The 17877-nt window shown below is 71.0% G+C and carries 16 protein-coding genes; 7 read left to right on the top strand and 9 right to left on the bottom strand.

What is annotated here, in order from left to right; genetic code table 11:
* Positions 1 to 7: 7 nt before the first annotated feature.
* Positions 8 to 1534 carry an FAD-dependent oxidoreductase gene (locus KE274_RS02295; protein WP_211540861.1) on the top strand — a complete coding sequence of 509 codons (1527 nt, stop codon included), beginning with the start codon at positions 8 to 10 and terminating at the stop codon, positions 1532 to 1534.
* A 3-nt stretch (positions 1535 to 1537) separates the two neighbouring features.
* Here the strand turns inward: KE274_RS02295 and KE274_RS02290 are convergent, their stop codons facing one another.
* The 3 genes from KE274_RS02290 to KE274_RS02280 form a co-directional block, all read right to left on the bottom strand.
* Entirely contained in the window at positions 1538 to 2338 is an 801-nt protein-coding gene (locus KE274_RS02290; protein WP_211540858.1) for a nitroreductase family protein, read from the bottom strand.
* 4 nt (positions 2339 to 2342) lie between these two features.
* Positions 2343 to 2714, bottom strand: a complete 372-nt coding sequence (locus tag KE274_RS02285; protein WP_211540856.1) for a hypothetical protein — start codon at positions 2712 to 2714, stop codon at positions 2343 to 2345.
* 187 nt (positions 2715 to 2901) lie between these two features.
* The gene (locus tag KE274_RS02280) at positions 2902 to 3699 is read right to left on the bottom strand and encodes a MerR family transcriptional regulator (protein ID WP_211540852.1); all 798 of its coding nucleotides are present in this window, start codon (positions 3697 to 3699) and stop codon (positions 2902 to 2904) included.
* A gap of 144 nt (positions 3700 to 3843) precedes the next feature.
* Here KE274_RS02280 and KE274_RS02275 point away from each other — a divergent pair, with 144 nt between their 5' ends.
* Together KE274_RS02275 and KE274_RS02270 are read left to right on the top strand one after the other, a co-directional pair.
* The gene (locus tag KE274_RS02275) at positions 3844 to 4686 is read left to right on the top strand and encodes a DUF4097 family beta strand repeat-containing protein (RefSeq protein ID WP_211540838.1); all 843 of its coding nucleotides are present in this window, start codon (positions 3844 to 3846) and stop codon (positions 4684 to 4686) included.
* A complete protein-coding gene (locus KE274_RS02270) occupies positions 4683 to 5309 on the top strand; it encodes a PadR family transcriptional regulator (protein WP_211540835.1) in 627 nt (208 codons plus the stop codon). Before KE274_RS02275 ends, KE274_RS02270 begins: the two co-directional genes overlap by 4 nt.
* Before the next feature lie 66 nt (positions 5310 to 5375).
* Here the strand turns inward: KE274_RS02270 and KE274_RS02265 are convergent, their stop codons facing one another.
* A complete protein-coding gene (locus tag KE274_RS02265; RefSeq protein WP_211540832.1) occupies positions 5376 to 5918 on the bottom strand; it encodes a universal stress protein in 543 nt (180 codons plus the stop codon).
* A gap of 149 nt (positions 5919 to 6067) precedes the next feature.
* On the opposite strand from KE274_RS02265, the gene KE274_RS02260 reads away from it, so the two are divergent.
* On the top strand, positions 6068 to 6259 hold the full coding sequence (locus KE274_RS02260) for a DUF3073 domain-containing protein (RefSeq protein WP_211540830.1): 192 nt from the start codon (positions 6068 to 6070) through the stop codon (positions 6257 to 6259).
* 55 nt (positions 6260 to 6314) lie between these two features.
* Here KE274_RS02260 and KE274_RS02255 read toward each other — a convergent pair whose 3' ends face one another.
* Positions 6315 to 6620, bottom strand: coding sequence for a hypothetical protein (locus KE274_RS02255; protein WP_211540827.1), 306 nt, complete (start codon positions 6618 to 6620; stop codon positions 6315 to 6317).
* A 337-nt stretch (positions 6621 to 6957) separates the two neighbouring features.
* Here KE274_RS02255 and KE274_RS02250 point away from each other — a divergent pair, with 337 nt between their 5' ends.
* The 3 genes from KE274_RS02250 (at position 6958) to KE274_RS02240 (ending at position 10259) form a co-directional block, all read left to right on the top strand.
* The gene (locus KE274_RS02250) at positions 6958 to 8271 is read left to right on the top strand and encodes an ABC transporter substrate-binding protein (protein ID WP_211540824.1); all 1314 of its coding nucleotides are present in this window, start codon (positions 6958 to 6960) and stop codon (positions 8269 to 8271) included.
* Positions 8272 to 8358: 87 nt separating this feature from the next.
* Positions 8359 to 9339, top strand: coding sequence for a carbohydrate ABC transporter permease (locus KE274_RS02245; RefSeq protein WP_211540821.1), 981 nt, complete (start codon positions 8359 to 8361; stop codon positions 9337 to 9339).
* Positions 9336 to 10259 (top strand): carbohydrate ABC transporter permease, encoded by a 924-nt coding sequence (locus tag KE274_RS02240; RefSeq protein ID WP_211540818.1) that lies wholly within the window; start codon positions 9336 to 9338, stop codon positions 10257 to 10259. Before KE274_RS02245 ends, KE274_RS02240 begins: the two co-directional genes overlap by 4 nt.
* Here the strand turns inward: KE274_RS02240 and KE274_RS02235 are convergent.
* The 4 genes from KE274_RS02235 to KE274_RS02220 form a co-directional block, all read right to left on the bottom strand.
* On the bottom strand, positions 10256 to 10642 hold the full coding sequence (locus KE274_RS02235) for a type II toxin-antitoxin system VapC family toxin (protein WP_211540815.1): 387 nt from the start codon (positions 10640 to 10642) through the stop codon (positions 10256 to 10258). The genes KE274_RS02240 and KE274_RS02235 overlap by 4 nt on opposite strands.
* Positions 10639 to 10872 (bottom strand): hypothetical protein, encoded by a 234-nt coding sequence (locus KE274_RS02230; protein ID WP_211540812.1) that lies wholly within the window; start codon positions 10870 to 10872, stop codon positions 10639 to 10641. The genes KE274_RS02235 and KE274_RS02230 overlap by 4 nt, the downstream gene beginning before the upstream one ends.
* A 166-nt stretch (positions 10873 to 11038) precedes the next feature.
* Positions 11039 to 15835, bottom strand: a complete 4797-nt coding sequence (locus tag KE274_RS02225) for an endo-alpha-N-acetylgalactosaminidase family protein (RefSeq protein ID WP_307872123.1) — start codon at positions 15833 to 15835, stop codon at positions 11039 to 11041.
* A gap of 181 nt (positions 15836 to 16016) precedes the next feature.
* The gene (locus KE274_RS02220; RefSeq protein ID WP_211540809.1) at positions 16017 to 17834 is read right to left on the bottom strand and encodes a glycoside hydrolase family 35 protein; all 1818 of its coding nucleotides are present in this window, start codon (positions 17832 to 17834) and stop codon (positions 16017 to 16019) included.
* Positions 17835 to 17877 lie beyond the last annotated feature (43 nt).

The raw sequence follows: 17877 nt of genomic DNA, 5'->3' as shown, positions 1-17877 counted from the left end.
TGTCCGCATGATGCCTCTCTGGAAGGTCGACCAGGCCGCGCCCCTCGGCACCGCGTTCGACCCCGGCTCCCGGCACGACGTGATCGTGGTCGGCGCCGGGCTCACGGGCCTGAGCACCGCGGTGATGCTCACGAGGGCCGGACTCGACGTCGCGGTGCTCGAGTCGGGGTCCATCGCCGAGCTGGCCTCGGGCGGGAACACCGGCAAGCTGTCGCTGCTGCAGGGCGCGCAGCTGGCCACCATCCGCCGCCACCACAGCGCCTCGCTCGTACAGGCCTACGTCGACGCGAACCGTGCCGGGATGCAGTGGTTGCTGGGCTTCGCCGACAGCGCGGCCGTGTCGTACACGATGCGCACCGACCACACCTACGCGCAGAGCCCCGACGGCATGGAGTCGGTGCGCGACCAGCACGCCGCGGCACGCGAGGCCGGGCTGCCCACCCGGCTGCTGACGCCGCACGAGCTCTCCACGCCCTTCCCGGTGGCCGGCGCGGTCGCCCTGGCCGAGCAGGTCACGATCGACCCGGTCGCAGTGGCCGATGCGCTCGCGGCGGAGTTCGTCCGCGGCGGCGGCACGCTGCACACCGGCGTCCGCGTGACCGGGGCGCACGCGCGGAACGACCCGCGCGTGGAGACCACCGCCGGACCGATGTTCGCGGAGCACATCGTGCTCGCCACCGGCACCCCGATCCTCGACCGCGGCCTGTACTTCTCGAAGGTCGCCGGCCTCCGCTCCTCCTGCGTCTCCTTCCGCGTCTCCGGCGGGGTGCCGCAGGGCACGTTCCTGTCGGCCGACGGCCCCACCCGATCGATCCGCCCCGTCTCCGACGCCGACGGCCCCGCGGGCACGGCGCAGCTCGTGGTGGGCGGCAACGGGCACCCGGTCGGCCGCTCCGACGGCGAGACCGCCGCGATCGACGACCTCGTGGCGTGGACGCGCCTGCACTTCCCCGACGCGGAGGAGACGCACCGCTGGTCCGCGCAGGACTACCAGTCGCACAACCTCATCCCGTTCGTCGGAGCACTGCCCCGCGGGCTCGGCCGCATCCGCTTCGCGACGGGCTACGCCAAGTGGGGCCTGTCGAACGCACCGGCCGCGGCCCTCCGGCTCACCGAGGAGATCATCGGCACGAAGCTCCGCGACCGGCCGTCGTGGATGATCCGCATCGGCACACGGCTGACCGTCCCCGCCGATCTCGCCCGCGGCGCCGTCGAGGGGACCAAGGTCGCGGCCGCGGCGACCAAGGGCTGGGTCGATGCGGAGACCAGGCCCACCCCGGTGCCGCGACCCGCCGAGGGGGAGGGCGTGGTGGCGAACCGCGGCGGACGGCCCGTGGGCGTCTCGACCGTCGACGGCGTAACGCGCGCGGTCAGCGCGGTGTGCCCGCACATGGGCGGCGTGCTCGACTGGAACGACGCCGAGTGCACGTGGGACTGCCCGCTGCACGCCTCCCGGTTCCGGGCCGACGGCACGCGCATCGAAGGGCCGGCGCTGGAGGATCTGCGGTCGCTGCCCCGCACGATCGAGCCCTGAGCGTCAGCGCAGCGGCTCGTCCCACCCCTGCTGCGGGGTGTCGCAGTTCTCGCGGAACACGTACTGCGACGCGAGCTTGCGCTGGCTGCTCGACCAGTCGATCGCCGGACGCCGCTGCTCGGGCGGCAGGTAGCCGAGCCGGTACACGGCCATGAGCTCCAGGTCGTCCGGCACGCGCAGCAGCCGCACGATCTCGTCCCACCGGCCGGGCACCTCCATCGGGAACGAGATGAACTGGATGCCCATGCCGAGCTCGACCGTGGTGAGCCACACGTTCTCCATCGCCGCGCCCATGCTGAACACGGAGTAGAACGACGACAGCTGTCCCGGCCGGTACTCGCTGCGGTCGAGCATCACGCCGAGCAGCAGCGGTGATCCCGCGACGAGCTTGCGGTTCTCCGAGCCGAGCGTCTTGGGCACGCCGAACGTGTTCATGAGCGTCTGTCCCCGCTTGGTGAACACCTGCGAGGTGAAGGGCCGCAGCGGTGCGGGGAGCTTGTCGAACAGCATGCCGCTGCGCTTCTGCTCCATCTCCTCCTCGCTGAAGCGGAAGTAGGGCTTGTAGCGCTCGAAGAACGTGCCGTTCGACATGGCCTCGGTCATGCTCTCGCCGGAGATGCGGGCGATCTGCTCGATCGTGTCGCGGTTCTCGATCACGACGAAGCGCCACGGCTGGCTGTTCAGCTGCGACGGCGCGCGCCCTGCCGCCTCCAGCAGGATGCGCTGATGCTCCTCCGACACGGGGTCGGGGAGGAAGGCGCCGTTCGTGGTCTTGCGGCGGCGGATGGCGTCGAGGAGTTCCATACGGTCACTTCCGGTCGGTGGAACGGGACAGCAGCAGTCCCGCGAGGAAGAACGGAGCCGCGGCGAGCGCGACGAGCGGGTGGCGGCGGGTGTGCGTGCCGAGGAAGGGGATCGCGGCGAGCGGCGCGGCGGCGGGCAGCAGTCCGAGGGCAGCGCGGCGGCTCGGGCGGCGCGGCTCGCCCCACAGGCCCCCACTGAGCGCGAGCGCGGTCGTCGTGCACGTGGCGATGTAGAGCGCGTGGTGGACCCACCGGAAGCCGCGGGTGTCGATCAGCCGGACGGCGACGGCGGTGCCCAGGGCACAGTTGGCCGCATAGGCGGTGGCCGCGGCGGCGAAGAGCGGCGCGGCGGTCGAGCGCCGGCGTCGGTGGAGCATGACCCGACCCTACGCCCGCGCCCGTTCCCGCGGTCGACCCTTGCGCGGCGTCCTCCGGATTCGGTACGGCGCCCGAGCACAGCCCGGGCCGGTCCTCGACCGCACGCGGGCGTCCGGCGGGGGTGACCCGGGGCGTACGGGTCCGTCGTCGCGCTCGCGCGAGGCGGGCGGGACGACGGACCGCGCGCTAGAGGTTGCCGTCCGCGTAGGCGCGGAGGGCGTCGCGCACGAACTCGGCGCCGCGGGTGCCGCCGTCGGACGTCGCGTAGTTGGCGCCGAAGCGCGGGTCGGCGACGTACATCTCGCCGAGCCCGATCACGTACGCCTTGACGTCGCCTCCGGGCGCCGCCGCCGGCGTGCCGGGGATGCCCGTGAGCCACTCCACGTGGCGTCGTGCGAGCTCCTGCGCCTCGGCCGACGACGGCTCGATGCCGCTCTCGGCGGCGGCGACCCAGTCGCGCCCGAGGTCGGACACGCGCTGCTGCCACTCGGCGCGCTGCGCGTCGGTCATGCCGCGCCACCAGCGGTCGCCGTCGGCGTAGGCCTGGCGACCCCAGCGCTCCTCGACCTCGCGCTTGTGCTGCGTGTGGTCGAAACCGTCGAACATGTTCTCTGCCATGAGGTTCTCACCTCCTTTCAGTGCCGTGATGGTGGACGCGACCGACGCGATCTGCCGCGTCAGTCGGTTCTGCTCCTCGCGCAGCAGCGCGAGGTGGTTCTCGAGCGCGGTGACCTCGGTCTCCGCTGCCCCGCCGCCCGAGGAGGCGCGCAGCACCTCCGCGATCTGCGGCAGGCCGAGCCCGAGGTCGCGCAGCAGCAGGATGCGCTGCAGTCGCACGAGCGCGGCCGTGTCGTAGTGCCGGTACCCGTTGGGGGCGATGCGCGACGGCGGCAGCAGCCCGATGTCGTCGTAGTGCCGCAGGGTGCGGCTCGTGGTGCCGGCGAGGCGCGCGATCTCTTGGATCGACCAGTCGTTCCGCGGCATGAGCCCTCCTTTCGTAGCGTGTGCTTCCACGGTAGAAGTTGACGCTGCGTCAAGGTCAAGAATGTTCTTGACACCATCGAGATATATCGTGTTATGGTGGCCAGACACGATATATCGTGATCCATCGACACAGGAGAAGCAGACATGACCGAGAAGTGGCTCATCGCCCCCGGCGAGGAACGCGTGATCGACATCGAGTCAGCCACCCGGCTCAAGATCGGGCTGGTCGGCGGCCAGGTCGATGTGATCGCCCACGACGAACCCGGCATCCGCATCGAGGTGCACGGCGTCACCACCAAGGACCTGCGCATCGAGTCCCACGACGGCGAGGTCGAGATCGACCACCCGCAGCTGGGCTGGGACAACTTCCTCGAGGTGTTCCGCAACTTCGGCTCCGGCGGTCCGCGGGCCGAGGTCAGCGTCGCCGTCCCCCGCTCGATCGCGCTGACGCTCGGCGTGGTCAGCGCGGGCGCCCTGGTCTCCGGCCTGCGCACCGACGCCCGCCTCAACACCGTGTCGGGCGACCTCATCGTCGACACCCTCATCGGCGACCTCAGCGTCAACTCGGTGTCCGGCGACGTGCAGGTGCGCGGCCTGACCGGCTCGATCAACGCCAACAGCGTCTCCGGCGACGTCGCCGTCACGGGCACGGTCCGCAAGGCGACGGTCGACATCGTCTCCGGCACCACCACGATCGATGCGGCGGGCGACGTGAACACCATCACCGTCAACTCGGTCTCGGGCGGCACCACCGTGCGTCTCGACGAGTCGCTCGCGGCGAACTACGTGATCCGCTCGCTCAGCGGCCGCCTGCTGATCGACGGCGTGGAGCGCAGCTCGTCCGGCCCCAGCACCTACACCGGCACCACGGGCGAGCTCGCAGGCCGCTTCGTCGACCTCCGCGCCAACTCCGTCTCCGGCGGGGTCACCGTGCTGCGCCGCACCCCGGCGTCGATCGCCGACGACGCGGAATGGGAGGAAGCATGAGTCCCGCGGTGTTCTCCCACGGCGACCTTCGCCTGTACCTGCTGTCGCTGCTGGCCGAGGCACCGCAGCACGGGTACGGCATCATCCAGTCGCTCACTGACCGCACCGGCGGCACCTACACCCCGAGCGCCGGAACGATCTATCCCCGCCTCGCCAAGCTCGAGGAGGAGGGCCTGGTGACCAAGACCGTCGACGGCCGCACCACGATCTACGCGATCACCGAGGCGGGGCGCGCCGAGCTCGCCTCGCGCGAGGCCGACCTGGCCGGCATCGAGGCAGGCATCACCGACTCGGTGCGGCTGATCGCGAACGAGGTGCGCCAGAGCGTGCAGGAGGCCATGAAGAGCCTGCGCGCCGACCTGGCGACGGCCGCGAAGGACGACCGCGCCGCGGCGAAGAACCGGCCGCGCACGGCTGCCGACGACGCCCGCCTCAGCAGTCGCGAGGAACTGCACCGCGCGGACGCGATCGTGAACGCGTTCCGCGCACGCATCCGCACCGACCTGCGCACGCACGTGGCGAAGGGCGGAGAGCTGCCGGCGTCGATCGTCAGCGACCTCGAGACCGCGCTCGACGATGCGGCCCGCGGGGTCACGGTCGGCCTGAGCCGCACCGGCTCCTGACCAGCACGCAGCACGTACGAGGGCCCCGCCGACTTCCGTCGACGGGGCCCTCGTGCGTGCCGGCGTCTACTCCGGCCAGATCTCCTTCTGCTCGTCGGGGACGGGCTCCCCGAGCGGCACCACCAGCACGGGGCGGTGCTGCCGGTGCGCGAGGCGTGCCGCGACCGAGCCGGTGAAGAACTCACGGATGGACTCGCCGATGCCCCGCTTGCGCGTGCCGACCACGATCATCTGCGCGTCGAGCTTGTTCGCCAGCTGCTTGATCGCCAGCGCCGGATCGCCCACGAGCTGACGCGCGGTCCAGGTGATGCCCCGGTCGCGCAGCTGGGCGGCAGCGGCGGCCTCGACCGCTTCGAACTCGGCCGCACCCGCATCGAAGTTGATGTCGATCGGCGCCGAGTGCACGTAGCCGTCCGGGTCTTCATAGGTCACGAAGCGGGTCACGTCGACGTGCGCGACCACGAGCGGCGCACTCAGCAGCCGGGCGAAGCGGACCGCCTCGTCGAGGACGCGCGGATCCTGATCGACCTGCAGGCCCACGATGACCGCTTTCTGCAGCGCCGCGTTCTGAGTGGCCTCATCGGAGGGGTTCGAGGTGCTGTCGGTCATGAAGATCGCTCCCTTCGGCGGCCCGGCATCGGCCAGGGCGTGTTCCCCGCATGCTATTCTGAATGCTACTCTTACCGGCCGCGAGCCGGTGTCGTGAATGACTCGGGCGCCCGTCTGCCCGCAGCTTAACTCGTGAGGGGGTCTCAGGCATGGGCCGTGGCCGTCAGAAGGCGAAACACACAAAGATCGCCCGCGAACTCAAGGCATACAGTCCGTCGGTGAACTATTCGGCGCTGGAGCGCGAGCTCGGGCATTCGAGTGACTCCGAGGAAGACGCCTACGTCGACAAGTGGGCCGACGAGTACGCGGACGAAGACGAAGACGAACTAGAGAAGGCCTAGCCTCCCGGTTCGAAACACCCGCACGCCGTGCGGGTGTTTCGTCGTGTCCGGGGGTTTATGGATGCAGCAGCTGCGTGAGGACGCCGGTGAGCACCAGGACCGCCAAGAGTGCGACCCACCCGAGCAGCACCACGAGGTTGAGCGCGATTCCCCAGGCGGCGATCACCTGACCCCGGGGTTCGCGCTGCCGCCCGAGCAGCCCGGCGATCACGCCGACGAGCGGCGGGAACAGCGCGAAGCCGCAGACGAGAGAGACCACGGCGATCACGACGCTGGAGATGCTGAGGAACCTCTCCCGGGACTCGACCGGCTGAGGAGCCGCGCCGCGGCTGCGGAGTCGAGGGGTGGGTGTCGTGTTCATCGGGCACACCGCTTTCCGGCGGCCCCAGACCGCCACGCAACAAGAGGTAACACGTTAGATTACCCCTCCCACCCGCCGTCTCGCCTCCTCATTCTTCGGCGGGCGCTCCCGGCCCGCGTGGTCGCCCTCTTTGGGACGAGGAGCAGCGCGCGACGCAGCGCGTCTCCACGGGCAATGTCAGCGCTCCCTCCGCACGGACGGAAGAGTGCGCACAACGCCCGAATTCTCGTCTTGTGAGCGCAAACATTTTCTGATTTGATGTGCTGGACGGCGGCGCGTCCGCCAGTGCCCCGCACCGGGCGACCCGACCGATCATGACCTCAACGAGGAGAACAGCATGGCACCCACCTCTCGCACCCCCCGCATCGCCGCGGCCGTCGCCCTCGGCGCGGTGTCCGCCTTCGGACTCGCCGCGTGCGCTCCGGCAGCCTCCGGCGGTAGCGACGCCGGTGACGGCGCCGTGACGATCGAGTACCTGCACCGCCTCCCCGACGGCGAGGGCATGACGCCCGTCGCGGAGATCGTCGACCGCTGGAACGAGGAACACCCCGACATCCAGGTGAAGGCGACGAAGTTCGACGGCAAGGCGAGCGACATGATCCTCAAGCTCGAGACCGACATCAAGGCGGGCAACGGCCCCTGCCTGGCACAGACCGGCTACTCCGAGGTGCCCCAGCTGTTCGTGAAGGGCCTGCTGGAAGACGTCGCCGACGAAGCGAAGGCCTACGAGGACAACTACTCGGCCGGCGCCTTCAGCGGCATGCGGGTCGGCGACGCGATCGTCGGGCTGCCGCAGGACACCGGCCCCCTGGTCTACTTCTACAACCAGGCCGCGTTCGACGCGCTCGGACTCGACGCCCCCACCACCCTCGACGACCTCGCCGCCGACTCGGCCGTGGCCGCCGCCGCGGGGAAGTACGTCACCGCGTTCACGCCCGACGAGGCACAGAACTGGCTTGCGGGGCAGTCCGCCGCCGCAGGCGACACGTGGTTCTCGACCGCGGGCGAGGAGTGGAGCGTCGACGCCGAGGCGGAAGGGTCGCAGCGCGTCGCCGCGTTCTGGCAGGGCCTGCTCGACGGAAAGCAGACCCTCGCCACCGAGCGCTGGGGCGAGGGCTTCACCGCGGCACTCAACGACGGCAGCCTGATCGGTCACGTCGGCGCCGCGTGGGAGGCCGGGTTCCTCCTCGACTCGCTCGACGGCACCCCCGCGGAGGGCCAGTGGCGCGTGGCACAGCTGCCCGACTTCGGCGCCGGCGCCATGACCGGCCCCGACGGCGGCTCGGGCGTCGCGGTCATGAAGGGCTGCGAGCACCCCGCCGAGGCCATGGAGTTCAACGACTGGTTCAACACGCAGGTCGACGACCTCGCGTCGCAGGGCCTCGTGGTGGCCGCGAAGGGCACGGTCGAGACGCCCGAGAAGATGCTGCGCCAGTTCGGCGGACAGGACGTGCTGGCCGAGCTCGCCACCGCCACCGAGAACCTCAACCCCGACTTCCCCTACGCCCCCGGCTTCTCGACGCTGTCGAAGATGAACGAGACGGCCGCCGCAGCCGCCGCGGGCACCGCCACGGTCGCCGACGTGTTCACCACCGCGCAGGACACCGCGGTCGCCTCGCTGAAGGACCTCGGGCTCCCGGTCGCGGAGTGACCGGCACACACGGGATCATCGGATGAACGACGGCGGAGTGCACGGGCGATCGTGTCCTCCGCCGTCGTCGTGAGAGCGAGGACGCACATGACCGCAGTGACCGAGACGCGCGACACCGCCGTGCCGCCGCCCCGCCCCGCACCCGCACCCGCCGCGCGACGGCGCCGGGGCAGAGGCCGCCGGGAGGGCGTGACGGGCTGGCTCTTCCTCGCGCCGTTCGCGGTGCTGTTCACCGTCGTCTTCCTGGTGCCGATCATCGTGTCGGTGCGATCGTCGTTCTTCGCCCAGGTCCCCTCGGGCGGTGGCCTCTACGGCGGCGGCGAACTGGTCGACACGTTCGTCGGCCTGGACAACTTCGTCACGGCCGCGACCAACGGCGCGTTCTGGGCGGGCATGGGGCGCGTCGTGCTCTACGCGGCCGTGCAGATCCCGGTCATGATCATCGCCGCCCTCGCCCTCGCACTGCTGCTGGACTCCTTCATCGTGCGGCGGCCCGCCCTGTTCCGCCTCGCGTTCTTCCTGCCGTACGCGGTGCCCGGCATCATCGCCGCCATGATGTGGCTGTACCTGTACACCCCGCAGGTGTCGCCGTTCCTGCCGTACCTGCCAGAGGGCACCGACCTCATGTCGCCGCAGACGATCCTGTTCTCCATGGCCAACATGACCACCTGGACGTACACGGGCTACAACATGCTCATCTTCCTGTCGGCGCTACAGGCCGTGCCGCGGGACCTGTACGAGGCCGCCCGCATCGACGGCGCCTCGGGCTGGCAGATCGCCCTGCGCATCAAGGTGCCGCTCATGCGCGGTGCCGCCCTGCTGGCCGTGCTGCTGTCGATCATCGGCACGATCCAGCTGTTCAACGAGCCGGTCATCATGGAGGCCGCGAACTCGTGGATGGGCAAGGACTTCACCCCCATGATGCTCACCTACAACACCATGATGGGCGAGCTCTCCCCCTCGGGCAGCGGCCCGGCCTCCGCCTACTCCCTGCTCATGGCACTGATCGCTGGCGTGCTCGCGATCGCGTACGCGCTGCTGCAGCGCCGGAAGGGTGACGCCCGATGACCACCACGCGCCTCGTCACGGTCGCCCCGCGACCCGTCCGCCCCGGACGCCGCCGCACCGCCGCGGTCGACGCCCCGCCGCCCTCGCTCGCGCCCGGACCCGCCGCGCGCACCTTCGGCATCATCGCCCTCGTCGTGGCGGCGCTCTACTTCCTGGTGCCGGTGTACTGGCTCGTGGTCGCCTCCACCAAGAACAACAGCGACCTCACCTCCACGTTCGGCTTCTGGTTCGCGAACCCGAACCTCGGCACCAACTACGACAGCCTGATGGGCTGGACGCAGGGCCTCTTCTGGCGGTGGGTCGGCAACTCGCTGTTCTACTCGATCGGTGCGGGCGTGATCGGCACGCTGTTCGCGGTGATGGCGGGCTACGCGATCGCGAAGTTCGCCTTCCCCGGCAAGCGCATCGCGGTCGGCGTGATCATGGCGGGCCTACTGCTGCCCGTCGCGCTGCTGACGGTGCCGCTGTACATCGAGTTCCACGCGCTCGGCCTCACGAACACGGTGTGGGCGATCATCATCCCCTCGGCCGTCTCGCCGTTCGGCGTGTTCCTCGGGATGGTCTACGCCCAGTCGTCGGTGCCGACCGAGCTGCTGGAGGCCGCCCGCATCGACGGTGCCGGTGAGGCGCGCATCTTCTTCACGATCGTGCTGCGGCTGCTCGGCCCCGCGATGGTCACCATCTTCCTGTTCATCTTCGTGGCCACGTGGAACAACTTCCTGCTGCCGCTCATGATGATCTCGAGCGCGGAGCTCAAGCCCGTGACACTCGGGCTGTACGGCATGGTGAGCTACTTCTCCCCCGACAAGGGCGCGGTCATGCTCGGCGCCCTGCTCGGCGTGATCCCGCTGATCGTGCTGTTCTTCACGCTGCAGAAGTACTGGCGCTCCGGCCTCGCCGCCGGCGCCGTGAAGGGCTAAAGCGTCTCGACCGCGCACTGACCGGCGGCCGCGCGCGCGAGCCTGCGGTCGTGGGTCAGGAGCGGACAGCCCGCCAGGGCGGCGAGCGCGACGTACGACGCGTCGTAGGCGGTCAGGTTCGCGCGCAGCTCCACAATGCGGGGGACCAGCGGCAGCGTCGAATGCAGGTCGACCGGGAGCAGCGCGAGGCCGGTCGCCGCGGCGTCCATCGCCGCATCACCGAGCACGCCACCACGGGCGAGTCCGCGCAGAGCACTGGCGACCTCCACCGGCATCAGATCGGGCGCCAGGAGCGTCTCATCCGCCAGGCGCGCGGCGAGGGGGCCCGTGGACGTCGCGGAGCAGAGCAGATCGACGACGATCGAGACGTCGACGACGATCATCGTTCGCGGCGCCCGTCGTGGACAGCCGCGACGATGGTCTCCGGTGTGATCGGAGTGATTTCGGACTCCCGCGCTCGCGCGGCCAGGAACTCCGACAGGGTCGGTCGCGCGGCGAGGCGCGCGAGCTCCGTGGCCAGATACTGCTGGAGCGACTGCCCCCGCTCCCTGGCTCGCGCGGTGAGCACGGAGTGCACCGTGAGGTCGAGGTCGCGGATCAGAACGTTCGGCATGCTTACAGTATGCATGCACTCTCCTTTCGTCGGGGATTCGATCATCGACGGCAGGGATGAACGTCCCGCACCCGGATCCCGGAAACCGTGGACAGGAGGTGAAGGCGGCGCGCGGCGCAGAGAAGGGCCCGGAGGATGACTCCTCCGGGCCCCGTCGCGCGACGCGTCAGCTCTTCCCGGGCTTCGCCTTCTTGACCTTCAGCGGAGCGCTCGCGAGCTCGGTGCCGCCGGCGTCCGTCACGACCAGCCGGTGCTTGCCGAGCGTGGCGCCCGCCGGGATCAGCACGCCCGTGGTGAGCGCACCCCGCGCGTCCACCACCGCATCGGCGAGACGCACGTCGCCGAGCCAGAACGTGACCGCGGCCCCTGGTGCGAACCCCGACAGCACCGCGTCGACCGACTCCCCCGCGCGCACGCTCTTCGCGCCGAGCGACAACTGGGGATCGGTCTCCGGGGCGCACCCGCTCAGGTCGTCGTCCGGTCGCGTCTCGGGCGCATGACCGGCCTGCGGGGTCGTGGTGCCGTAGATCGCCAGTTCCGCGACCGCCGCGAACGGCGTGCCGGAGATCGACGAGGTGGCCGTGACCCGCACGTACCGGGCATCGGTCTGCGCGAAGTCCACGTCCTGCCACTCGGCGACGTTCCTCCACTCGCCCGTCGCCACCGTCGTATACGCCTCCCCGTCGGTCGACACCGCCACCTCGAAGCCCTTGATCGGACCGTTCTGGTTGGCCGCGCGCCGCAGGTACGACAGGCCGTCGACCTGCTCCACCGCACCGAGGTCGAACGTCAGCACGTGCGGGTACGACGTCGCGTTCGCGCTCCACCGGCTGTGCCAGAAGGTACCGGCGTTGCCGTCGAGCATGTTCGCGGCGCGGCCGTCCTCCCCCTCGGTCTCCTCGGAGTTCGCGGTGGCCGTGATCTGCGCGTTCGGGATGCGGGCACGCGTGGCGACGGCGGCCTCCTGCGTGGTGGCCACGGTCCGCACGTCGCAGTCGATCAGGTACGTCGCGGCGATGCCGAGGCCGACCGTCGATCCCGCCGCCGCGGCCGGAGCCGTCAGCAGCCACGCGGTCGTCACGCTCTCGCCCGGCGCCACGGACGCGAACAGGTTCGACGAACCGTCGGCCACCTCGACCGTGTACCCGGCGGGGAGGTCGAGCTGCACGCCGACGTTCTCCACCACCGCGTCCTCGCTGTTGGTGAAGGTCGTGGTGAAGGGCGTCTGCGCTCCCGGGCTCAGGGTCGCCGCCTCACCCGACACCGTCGCGCACGGAGTGCCGCCGACCGTCGGCCCGAGGTCGGTGACGGTGAAGTCATCGAGCACGAAGTCGACATCCGGTCCGCCGACCCGCTCGAGCCCGACCCAGGTGTAGTCGCCGCAGCCCACGATCACGTCCTCGCTGAACGCGGTGGTCTCCAGCGCCTGCACCACGGGCGTGCGGCGGAGCGTGACGGTGGAGATCTCCCCGTCGCGCACGGCGTCGGTGCCGGTCAGCCAGCGGTAGGCCCCGCTCGCGCCCACCTGGTAGTCGAAGGCGATGCGGTACGTGTGCCCGGGCTGCAGGGGCACCAGCGTCGGATCGGTCCGGTAGACGACACCCGAGTTCTCCGAGTGCGACATCAGGGAGTGGTCGCCCGTGAGCGTCGAGTCCACGGCGAGCCCGGCGAGGGTACCGCTGTCGAACGGCTTGGCGGTGTTGCGCCAGTCGCTGCTCGTGTACGGGTCGTGCCGCCGGGAGATGCTCGTGCGCGGGTCGTCGATGCCGTTGGCGTCGCCCTTCACGAACGGCCCCCAGCCGGGCTGGTTGCCCTCGAAGTCGTTCGAGTACACGGTGCCCGCCGCGGTCGGCGCCGTGGTGTCGGCCATGACCCTGGCGTTGTCGATGCGCACGGCCGCGTCGCCCGCGACCGCGGAGACCGACACCGTGACCTCGCCGGACGCGGGTGCCAGGAACGACACCGAGCCGCGCTGGTAGTACTGCCCGGCCTTGGAGTCGGCGCGCATGTAGTTGTACGTCGGGGACAGGTTCCACGTGCGGCTCACGACGTCCGCACCGGTGTCGACCGCGACGCTCACGTCCCGCGTGGCCGTGCTGTCGATCTGCACCTGCGCAGAGAACGCGTACCGTTCACCCGGCGTGAGCCCGGTCACGGTCTGCGAGATGCCGGACGCCGACGAGCCGAGCACCGCGATGTTGTCGCCGCGCGAGGCGTTCTTCGCCGCACCGAGGTCGGTGCGCTCGATGCTCACGTCGCCGCGCGGGTTCCACACGTCGAGCGAGCCGGAGTTGAACCCGGGGTCGGCGAGTCCGGCGTCGCGGTACTCGACGGCCGCGCGCTGCGCCCCGCCCTGCGGCACCACCACGTAGGCCGTGCCCTTGTCGCCCGTCAGCGTGAGCTTCCCATCGACCGCGGTCGCGGTGCCCACCTTCTCGCGGCCCTGGTCGCCGAGGGCGAACACGTCGAAGGCGGTGTTGCCGCGGAATGCGCCGGTGAGCCCGAACGTCTTCTCGCCGCCCGAGGCCGTGAAGAAGTACATCTTGTCGGCGTCGACGGGCGAGCCCGCCTCGGCGTTCGAGTCGAGCGACTGCCACGGCAGCAGGTAGGAGTCGCCGCGCAGCACGGTCGCGCCGTCCATCGTGATCACGCGTGTGCCGTTCTCGACGCGCGCGGTCACGTCGTCGGTGAACGTCGCCTCGACCCCCGCCTCGTAGGTGCGCAGATCGAAGTGCTGCAGGAACTTCGTCGGCAGGCTCTGCGACCAGATGTTGCCGATGAAGCCGTCCCAGTTGCGGTTGCCCACCCAGCCCTCCGCGTCGACCAGACGCTGCTGCCCGAGCAGCACATCGTCGTTCCACACGTCGGCCTGAGCGTTCTGGATGAACCGCACCATCGTGGAGTTGATGCCCTTGTTGTCCTTGCCGCCGTAGGCGAGGTCGTTGGGCCAGTGCGACCACACCGTGCTGTCGACGAACTTGTCGCCCCACTCGGTCGCGACCTCGAGGTTCATCGCGTTGAGCTCGTCGGCGAGCTCCTCGGCCACCCAGCCGTTGGAGTAGTACACGTCGATGTAGACGCCGCTGAGGCCGGGCACCTCGTCGCGCAGCTGCTGGAAGCGGTCGAGCACGCGGCCGGTGCCGAGGTCGGTCTGCTGGTTGAGGTAGTACGACTGGTCGAGCCAGTTCCAGCCCGGCTTGTAGGGCGGTGCCCCGTCGAGGATCGCCGCGTCGAACGCGTTCGCCTGCGGGTAGATCTCGGTCGCGTTGACGTGCACGCTCATGTCGGCGTTGAGCTTCGCGCCCTCGTCGACCAGCCGGTTCAGGTCGGCCAGGCCTCCGGCACGCTCGTTGTAGTTGCCGCCGTAGTCGGTGTTGGCCGAGTCGTGGCCCTCGCTGCCGAAGCCCTTGTTGAGCACCCACTGGCCCAGTCCGTCGGTCTGGTTGGCGATGCGCTTCGTGTTGTCGAGCACGAGGTCGAAGTAGTTCGTGGCGCTGGAGGCGAAGTTGAACGGGATCCGGCTCACGACGCGGTCGGCCACGCGGTCGGCACCGAGGCGCGGCGCGTCGACCTCGCGGTAGCGGATGGCCGCGTCCTGCCAGTCGACCGCGCCGTCGTCGTTGCGGTCGGCCGTGAGCAGCACGGTCACGGAGGGCAGCGCGTACGTGGTCACGCGGCTGTCGACCGCGGTGGTCGGGTGGATGAGCCAGGCGTTGGAGCCGATCTCGGCCGTGCGACCGTCGGCCGCGGTGACCCTGGTGGTGAGCCGCGTGTTCCACGACGCGGTGCCGCCCGACGCCTGCGTGGTCGCATTGGTGATCACGCTGCCGGCGAGCGCGCCGTTGCCGAGGAACGCGAACGCCGCGCCCTTCGCACCCGTGCCGGTCGCGGCGGTCACGGCGAGGTGCTCGTCGGCGTTGGTGGTGCTGTTGGGGCTGATGACCGTGCGGTCCAGCACGGCCCCGTCGGCGGCGGTCGCCGAGAGGAACGCGTTGTCGGGGAGGGCGAGGGTGTTCACGCTCGCGGAGCCATCGACCCCGGTGACCGCGAACGTGACGGTGCCCTCGTCGGTCACGCGGAGGGAGCTGCGGACCGTGACGTCGATGCCGGTGAGCGCCGAGACGTAGTCGACCCCGGTCGCGGTGACGGTGGACGTGGTGGTCGCGGCGTAGGCGGTGCCGTTCACCGCCCAGGTCTGCGGGGAGCTCTTCTGGCCGCCGAGCCGCTGGTCGCCCACGCGGTAGCCGACGATCTGCGGGAAGCCGGTCGCGACGGTGGCCGTGGTGCCGCCGGCCGCGATGTCGACGGTCGCCCCGGTCTCCGGTCCCTCCGGGTTCTCCGGCTCGGTCGGGAGGGGCGGCAGCTGCTCGTCGGAGAGCACGTGGAGCTCACCGGCGCCGCCGCCCGTGGTGCCCTGGGCGTCGAGGATGAGCAGCGCCACGTAGCGGCCGTCCTTCGCGGTGCCGAGCGTGATGCGCTGCTTCTCGTCGTTGGCGGTGGGGGCGTGCAGCGTCGCGGTGGCGGACGCCGCGCCCCAGGCACCGTCCGCGGGCGAGGTGCGGGCGGCGTCGGCGTCGTCGGTGACGTAGACCTCGACGGTCTTCGCCGCCACGCTCTGCCCGCGCTTGACGGAGTAGTCGAGTGCCGCGACCGACAGTGAGCGCTGCAGGTCGATCGAGATCCAGTGCGGGAACGGGGCGTTGGCCGCGTAGCGCGAGGTCCACTGCGTGCCGACGTCGCCGTCGAAGGCGCCGAGCGCGGTGCCGTCGAGCGAGGGCGGCGCCGGGTAGGGGTCGGACTCGCTCGACACCGCGTGCAGGCGGTACTCGGTCTGCGGCACGGGGACGAGGTCGGCGGCGGATGCGGCGGCCGAGGGGAGGAGGGCTCCGCCGAGCGCGAGTGCCGTCGCCAGCAGGGAGCTGACGGCGACCGTGGTGCGCGGCGGTCGGGTGGGTGTCGACACGTCTTGCCTCTCGAGCGGTGCGACGGCCGGAGACGGGGACGCTCCGGTGCGCCGCAGGTGGGGGACATCGGCGGACCACCGATGTTTGCGCTATCACCGTAGAGCGGCGCCAGCCGTTAAGACAAGGCCTGAATCAAAGCAAGCGCAAACATTGGCCGAAGGTCACCCCACCAGCCGCCGCTCAGGAGCCGATGAACTCCTCGGTCTCCCCGAACGACGGCGCCTCGCGGATCTCGACCTTCGCTCCCAGGCCGTCGGTGTCGAGCACCACGATCTCGTTGCGCCCGACTCGCCACAGCGGCGCCGGGGCATACAGCGTCTCCTGCGGCCCGATGCGCCAGTACCGGCCGAGCAGGAAGCCGTTCAGCCACACCAGGCCCTTGCCGCCGCCAGGGAAGGCGAGCCAGGCATCGAGCGGCTCCGCCACGTCGAACGAGGCCACGGCCGCCCCGTCGACTCCCGCACCCGCCGGGACCTCGGTCACGGGCGGGGTCTGCGGCAGCGGGCGGTGCGTCCACCCGTTCACGAACCTCCGACCGATCAGCACCCCGCGCTGGATGCCCTTGCCCTCGCCGGTGTACGGCCCGTAGTTGATGCGCCCCAGGCTCTCCACCAGGAGCGTGAGCCGACCGTGACCCGCCGCCGAGGGCAGGGCCAGCGACGTCTCCCCGTCGCGCTCCAGCACGCCGAGGCGCTCGTCGTCGAGGAACACCACGGCGCGGTCATGCAGCCCGTCGACCGTGAGCGTCGCGCCGTCGGGGAACGCGATGTCGGCCTCGTACGCCACGAAGCCGTCCTCCACCCCCAGCTCTTCGAACGTGAGGGGCCGCGGTGACCGTCCGCCGCGCGCCGGCGTGCGGCGCACGACCTCGAGCAGCGACGCCGCGGGGGTCAGCGCCGCGACGGCCGCGGACTGGCGGCGCGGCTGCGGCGGCACGGGCGGCAGCGCGCGCGCGTGGAACGGCGCGAGCATCGACCGCAGCGCGTGGAACTTCTCCCCCAGCGTGCCGTCCTCGCCGATCGGGGCGTCCGAGTCGTAGCTGGTCACGGTGGGCTGCAGCACGCGGTCGTGATTCGCGCCGTTCCACAGCCCGAAGTTGGTCCCCCCGTGCGCCATGTAGAGGCTGAGCGAGCCGCCCTCGTCGAGCAGTTCGCGCACGGTGCCGCCCATGCTCTCGGCGGAGCGCACGTGGTGGCGCTCGCCCCAGTGGTCGAACCACCCGCCCCACAGCTCGCTGCACATCAGCGCCTCGCCCTCGCGCCGCAGCGACGCCGCGACCGGAACCCCGGTGCCGAACGTGAACGTGGTCATCGCCCCGGGCACGCTGCCGTGCGCGATCATGTCGGGGGTGATGCCGTCGGCGGTGGTCAGCAGCTCGACCATGCCGCGGCGCCGCAGGCCGTCACGGAGGTGCGCGAGGTAGGCGGCGTCGCTGCCGAACGAGCCGTACTCGTTCTCCACCTGGATCGCGACGATCGGACCGCCGTACGCGGCCTGCAGCGGCACCAGGCGCGGCAGCAGCGCGTCGTACCAGGCGTCCACCGCGGCCAGGAAGGCGGGGTCGCTCGTGCGGAGGGCGTCGACGCGTCCGGAGAGCCAGAACGGGATGCCGCCGTTCGACCACTCGGCGCAGATGTACGGGCTGGGCCGCACGAACACGTCGAGACCCACCTCGCCCGCCAGGCGGATGAAGCGCTCCAGGTCGCGCCAGCCGTCGAAGCGGACGTCGCCCTCCGCGCGCTCGTGGAAGTTCCAGGCGACGTAGGTGTCGACCGTGTTGGCGCCCATCGCGGCCAGACGGCGAAGGCGGTCCTCCCACTGATCGGGGTGCACGCGGAAGTAGTGCACCGCGCCGGCGAGGATCCGGTGCGGCGCGCCGTCGCGCCACAGCTGCCCGCCGCGCCACGACAGGGCGGGCGTCGCATCCGCGGCGGTGACCGGGCGGGCGCCGACGGTGGTGGTGGGGCCGTCGCTGGGCACGGCGAAGAGGTCGGACATAGCACTCCCGGTCACATTGTTTGCGTTCACATTATCGCATCGC

The organism is Microbacterium paraoxydans, from assembly GCF_018224615.1.
Taxonomy (GTDB): Bacteria; Actinomycetota; Actinomycetes; order Actinomycetales; family Microbacteriaceae; genus Microbacterium; species Microbacterium paraoxydans_B.
The sequence above is the reverse complement of the archived record's forward strand: the minus strand, read 5'-3'. Positions and strand labels throughout refer to the sequence as shown.

Excerpts from the sequence above, each read along its gene's own strand:
- KE274_RS02295 (WP_211540861.1), top strand. The coding sequence starts at position 8 with ATGATGCCTCTCTGGAAGGTCGACCAGGCCGCGCCCCTCGGCACCGCG.
- KE274_RS02290 (WP_211540858.1), bottom strand. The coding sequence starts at position 2,338 with ATGGAACTCCTCGACGCCATCCGCCGCCGCAAGACCACGAACGGCGCC.
- KE274_RS02285 (WP_211540856.1), bottom strand. The coding sequence starts at position 2,714 with ATGCTCCACCGACGCCGGCGCTCGACCGCCGCGCCGCTCTTCGCCGCC.
- KE274_RS02280 (WP_211540852.1), bottom strand. The coding sequence starts at position 3,699 with ATGCCGCGGAACGACTGGTCGATCCAAGAGATCGCGCGCCTCGCCGGC.
- KE274_RS02275 (WP_211540838.1), top strand. The coding sequence starts at position 3,844 with ATGACCGAGAAGTGGCTCATCGCCCCCGGCGAGGAACGCGTGATCGAC.
- KE274_RS02270 (WP_211540835.1), top strand. The coding sequence starts at position 4,683 with ATGAGTCCCGCGGTGTTCTCCCACGGCGACCTTCGCCTGTACCTGCTG.
- KE274_RS02265 (WP_211540832.1), bottom strand. The coding sequence starts at position 5,918 with ATGACCGACAGCACCTCGAACCCCTCCGATGAGGCCACTCAGAACGCG.
- KE274_RS02260 (WP_211540830.1), top strand. The coding sequence starts at position 6,068 with ATGGGCCGTGGCCGTCAGAAGGCGAAACACACAAAGATCGCCCGCGAA.
- KE274_RS02255 (WP_211540827.1), bottom strand. The coding sequence starts at position 6,620 with ATGAACACGACACCCACCCCTCGACTCCGCAGCCGCGGCGCGGCTCCT.
- KE274_RS02250 (WP_211540824.1), top strand. The coding sequence starts at position 6,958 with ATGGCACCCACCTCTCGCACCCCCCGCATCGCCGCGGCCGTCGCCCTC.
- KE274_RS02245 (WP_211540821.1), top strand. The coding sequence starts at position 8,359 with ATGACCGCAGTGACCGAGACGCGCGACACCGCCGTGCCGCCGCCCCGC.
- KE274_RS02240 (WP_211540818.1), top strand. The coding sequence starts at position 9,336 with ATGACCACCACGCGCCTCGTCACGGTCGCCCCGCGACCCGTCCGCCCC.
- KE274_RS02235 (WP_211540815.1), bottom strand. The coding sequence starts at position 10,642 with ATGATCGTCGTCGACGTCTCGATCGTCGTCGATCTGCTCTGCTCCGCG.
- KE274_RS02230 (WP_211540812.1), bottom strand. The coding sequence starts at position 10,872 with ATGCCGAACGTTCTGATCCGCGACCTCGACCTCACGGTGCACTCCGTG.
- KE274_RS02220 (WP_211540809.1), bottom strand. The coding sequence starts at position 17,834 with ATGTCCGACCTCTTCGCCGTGCCCAGCGACGGCCCCACCACCACCGTC.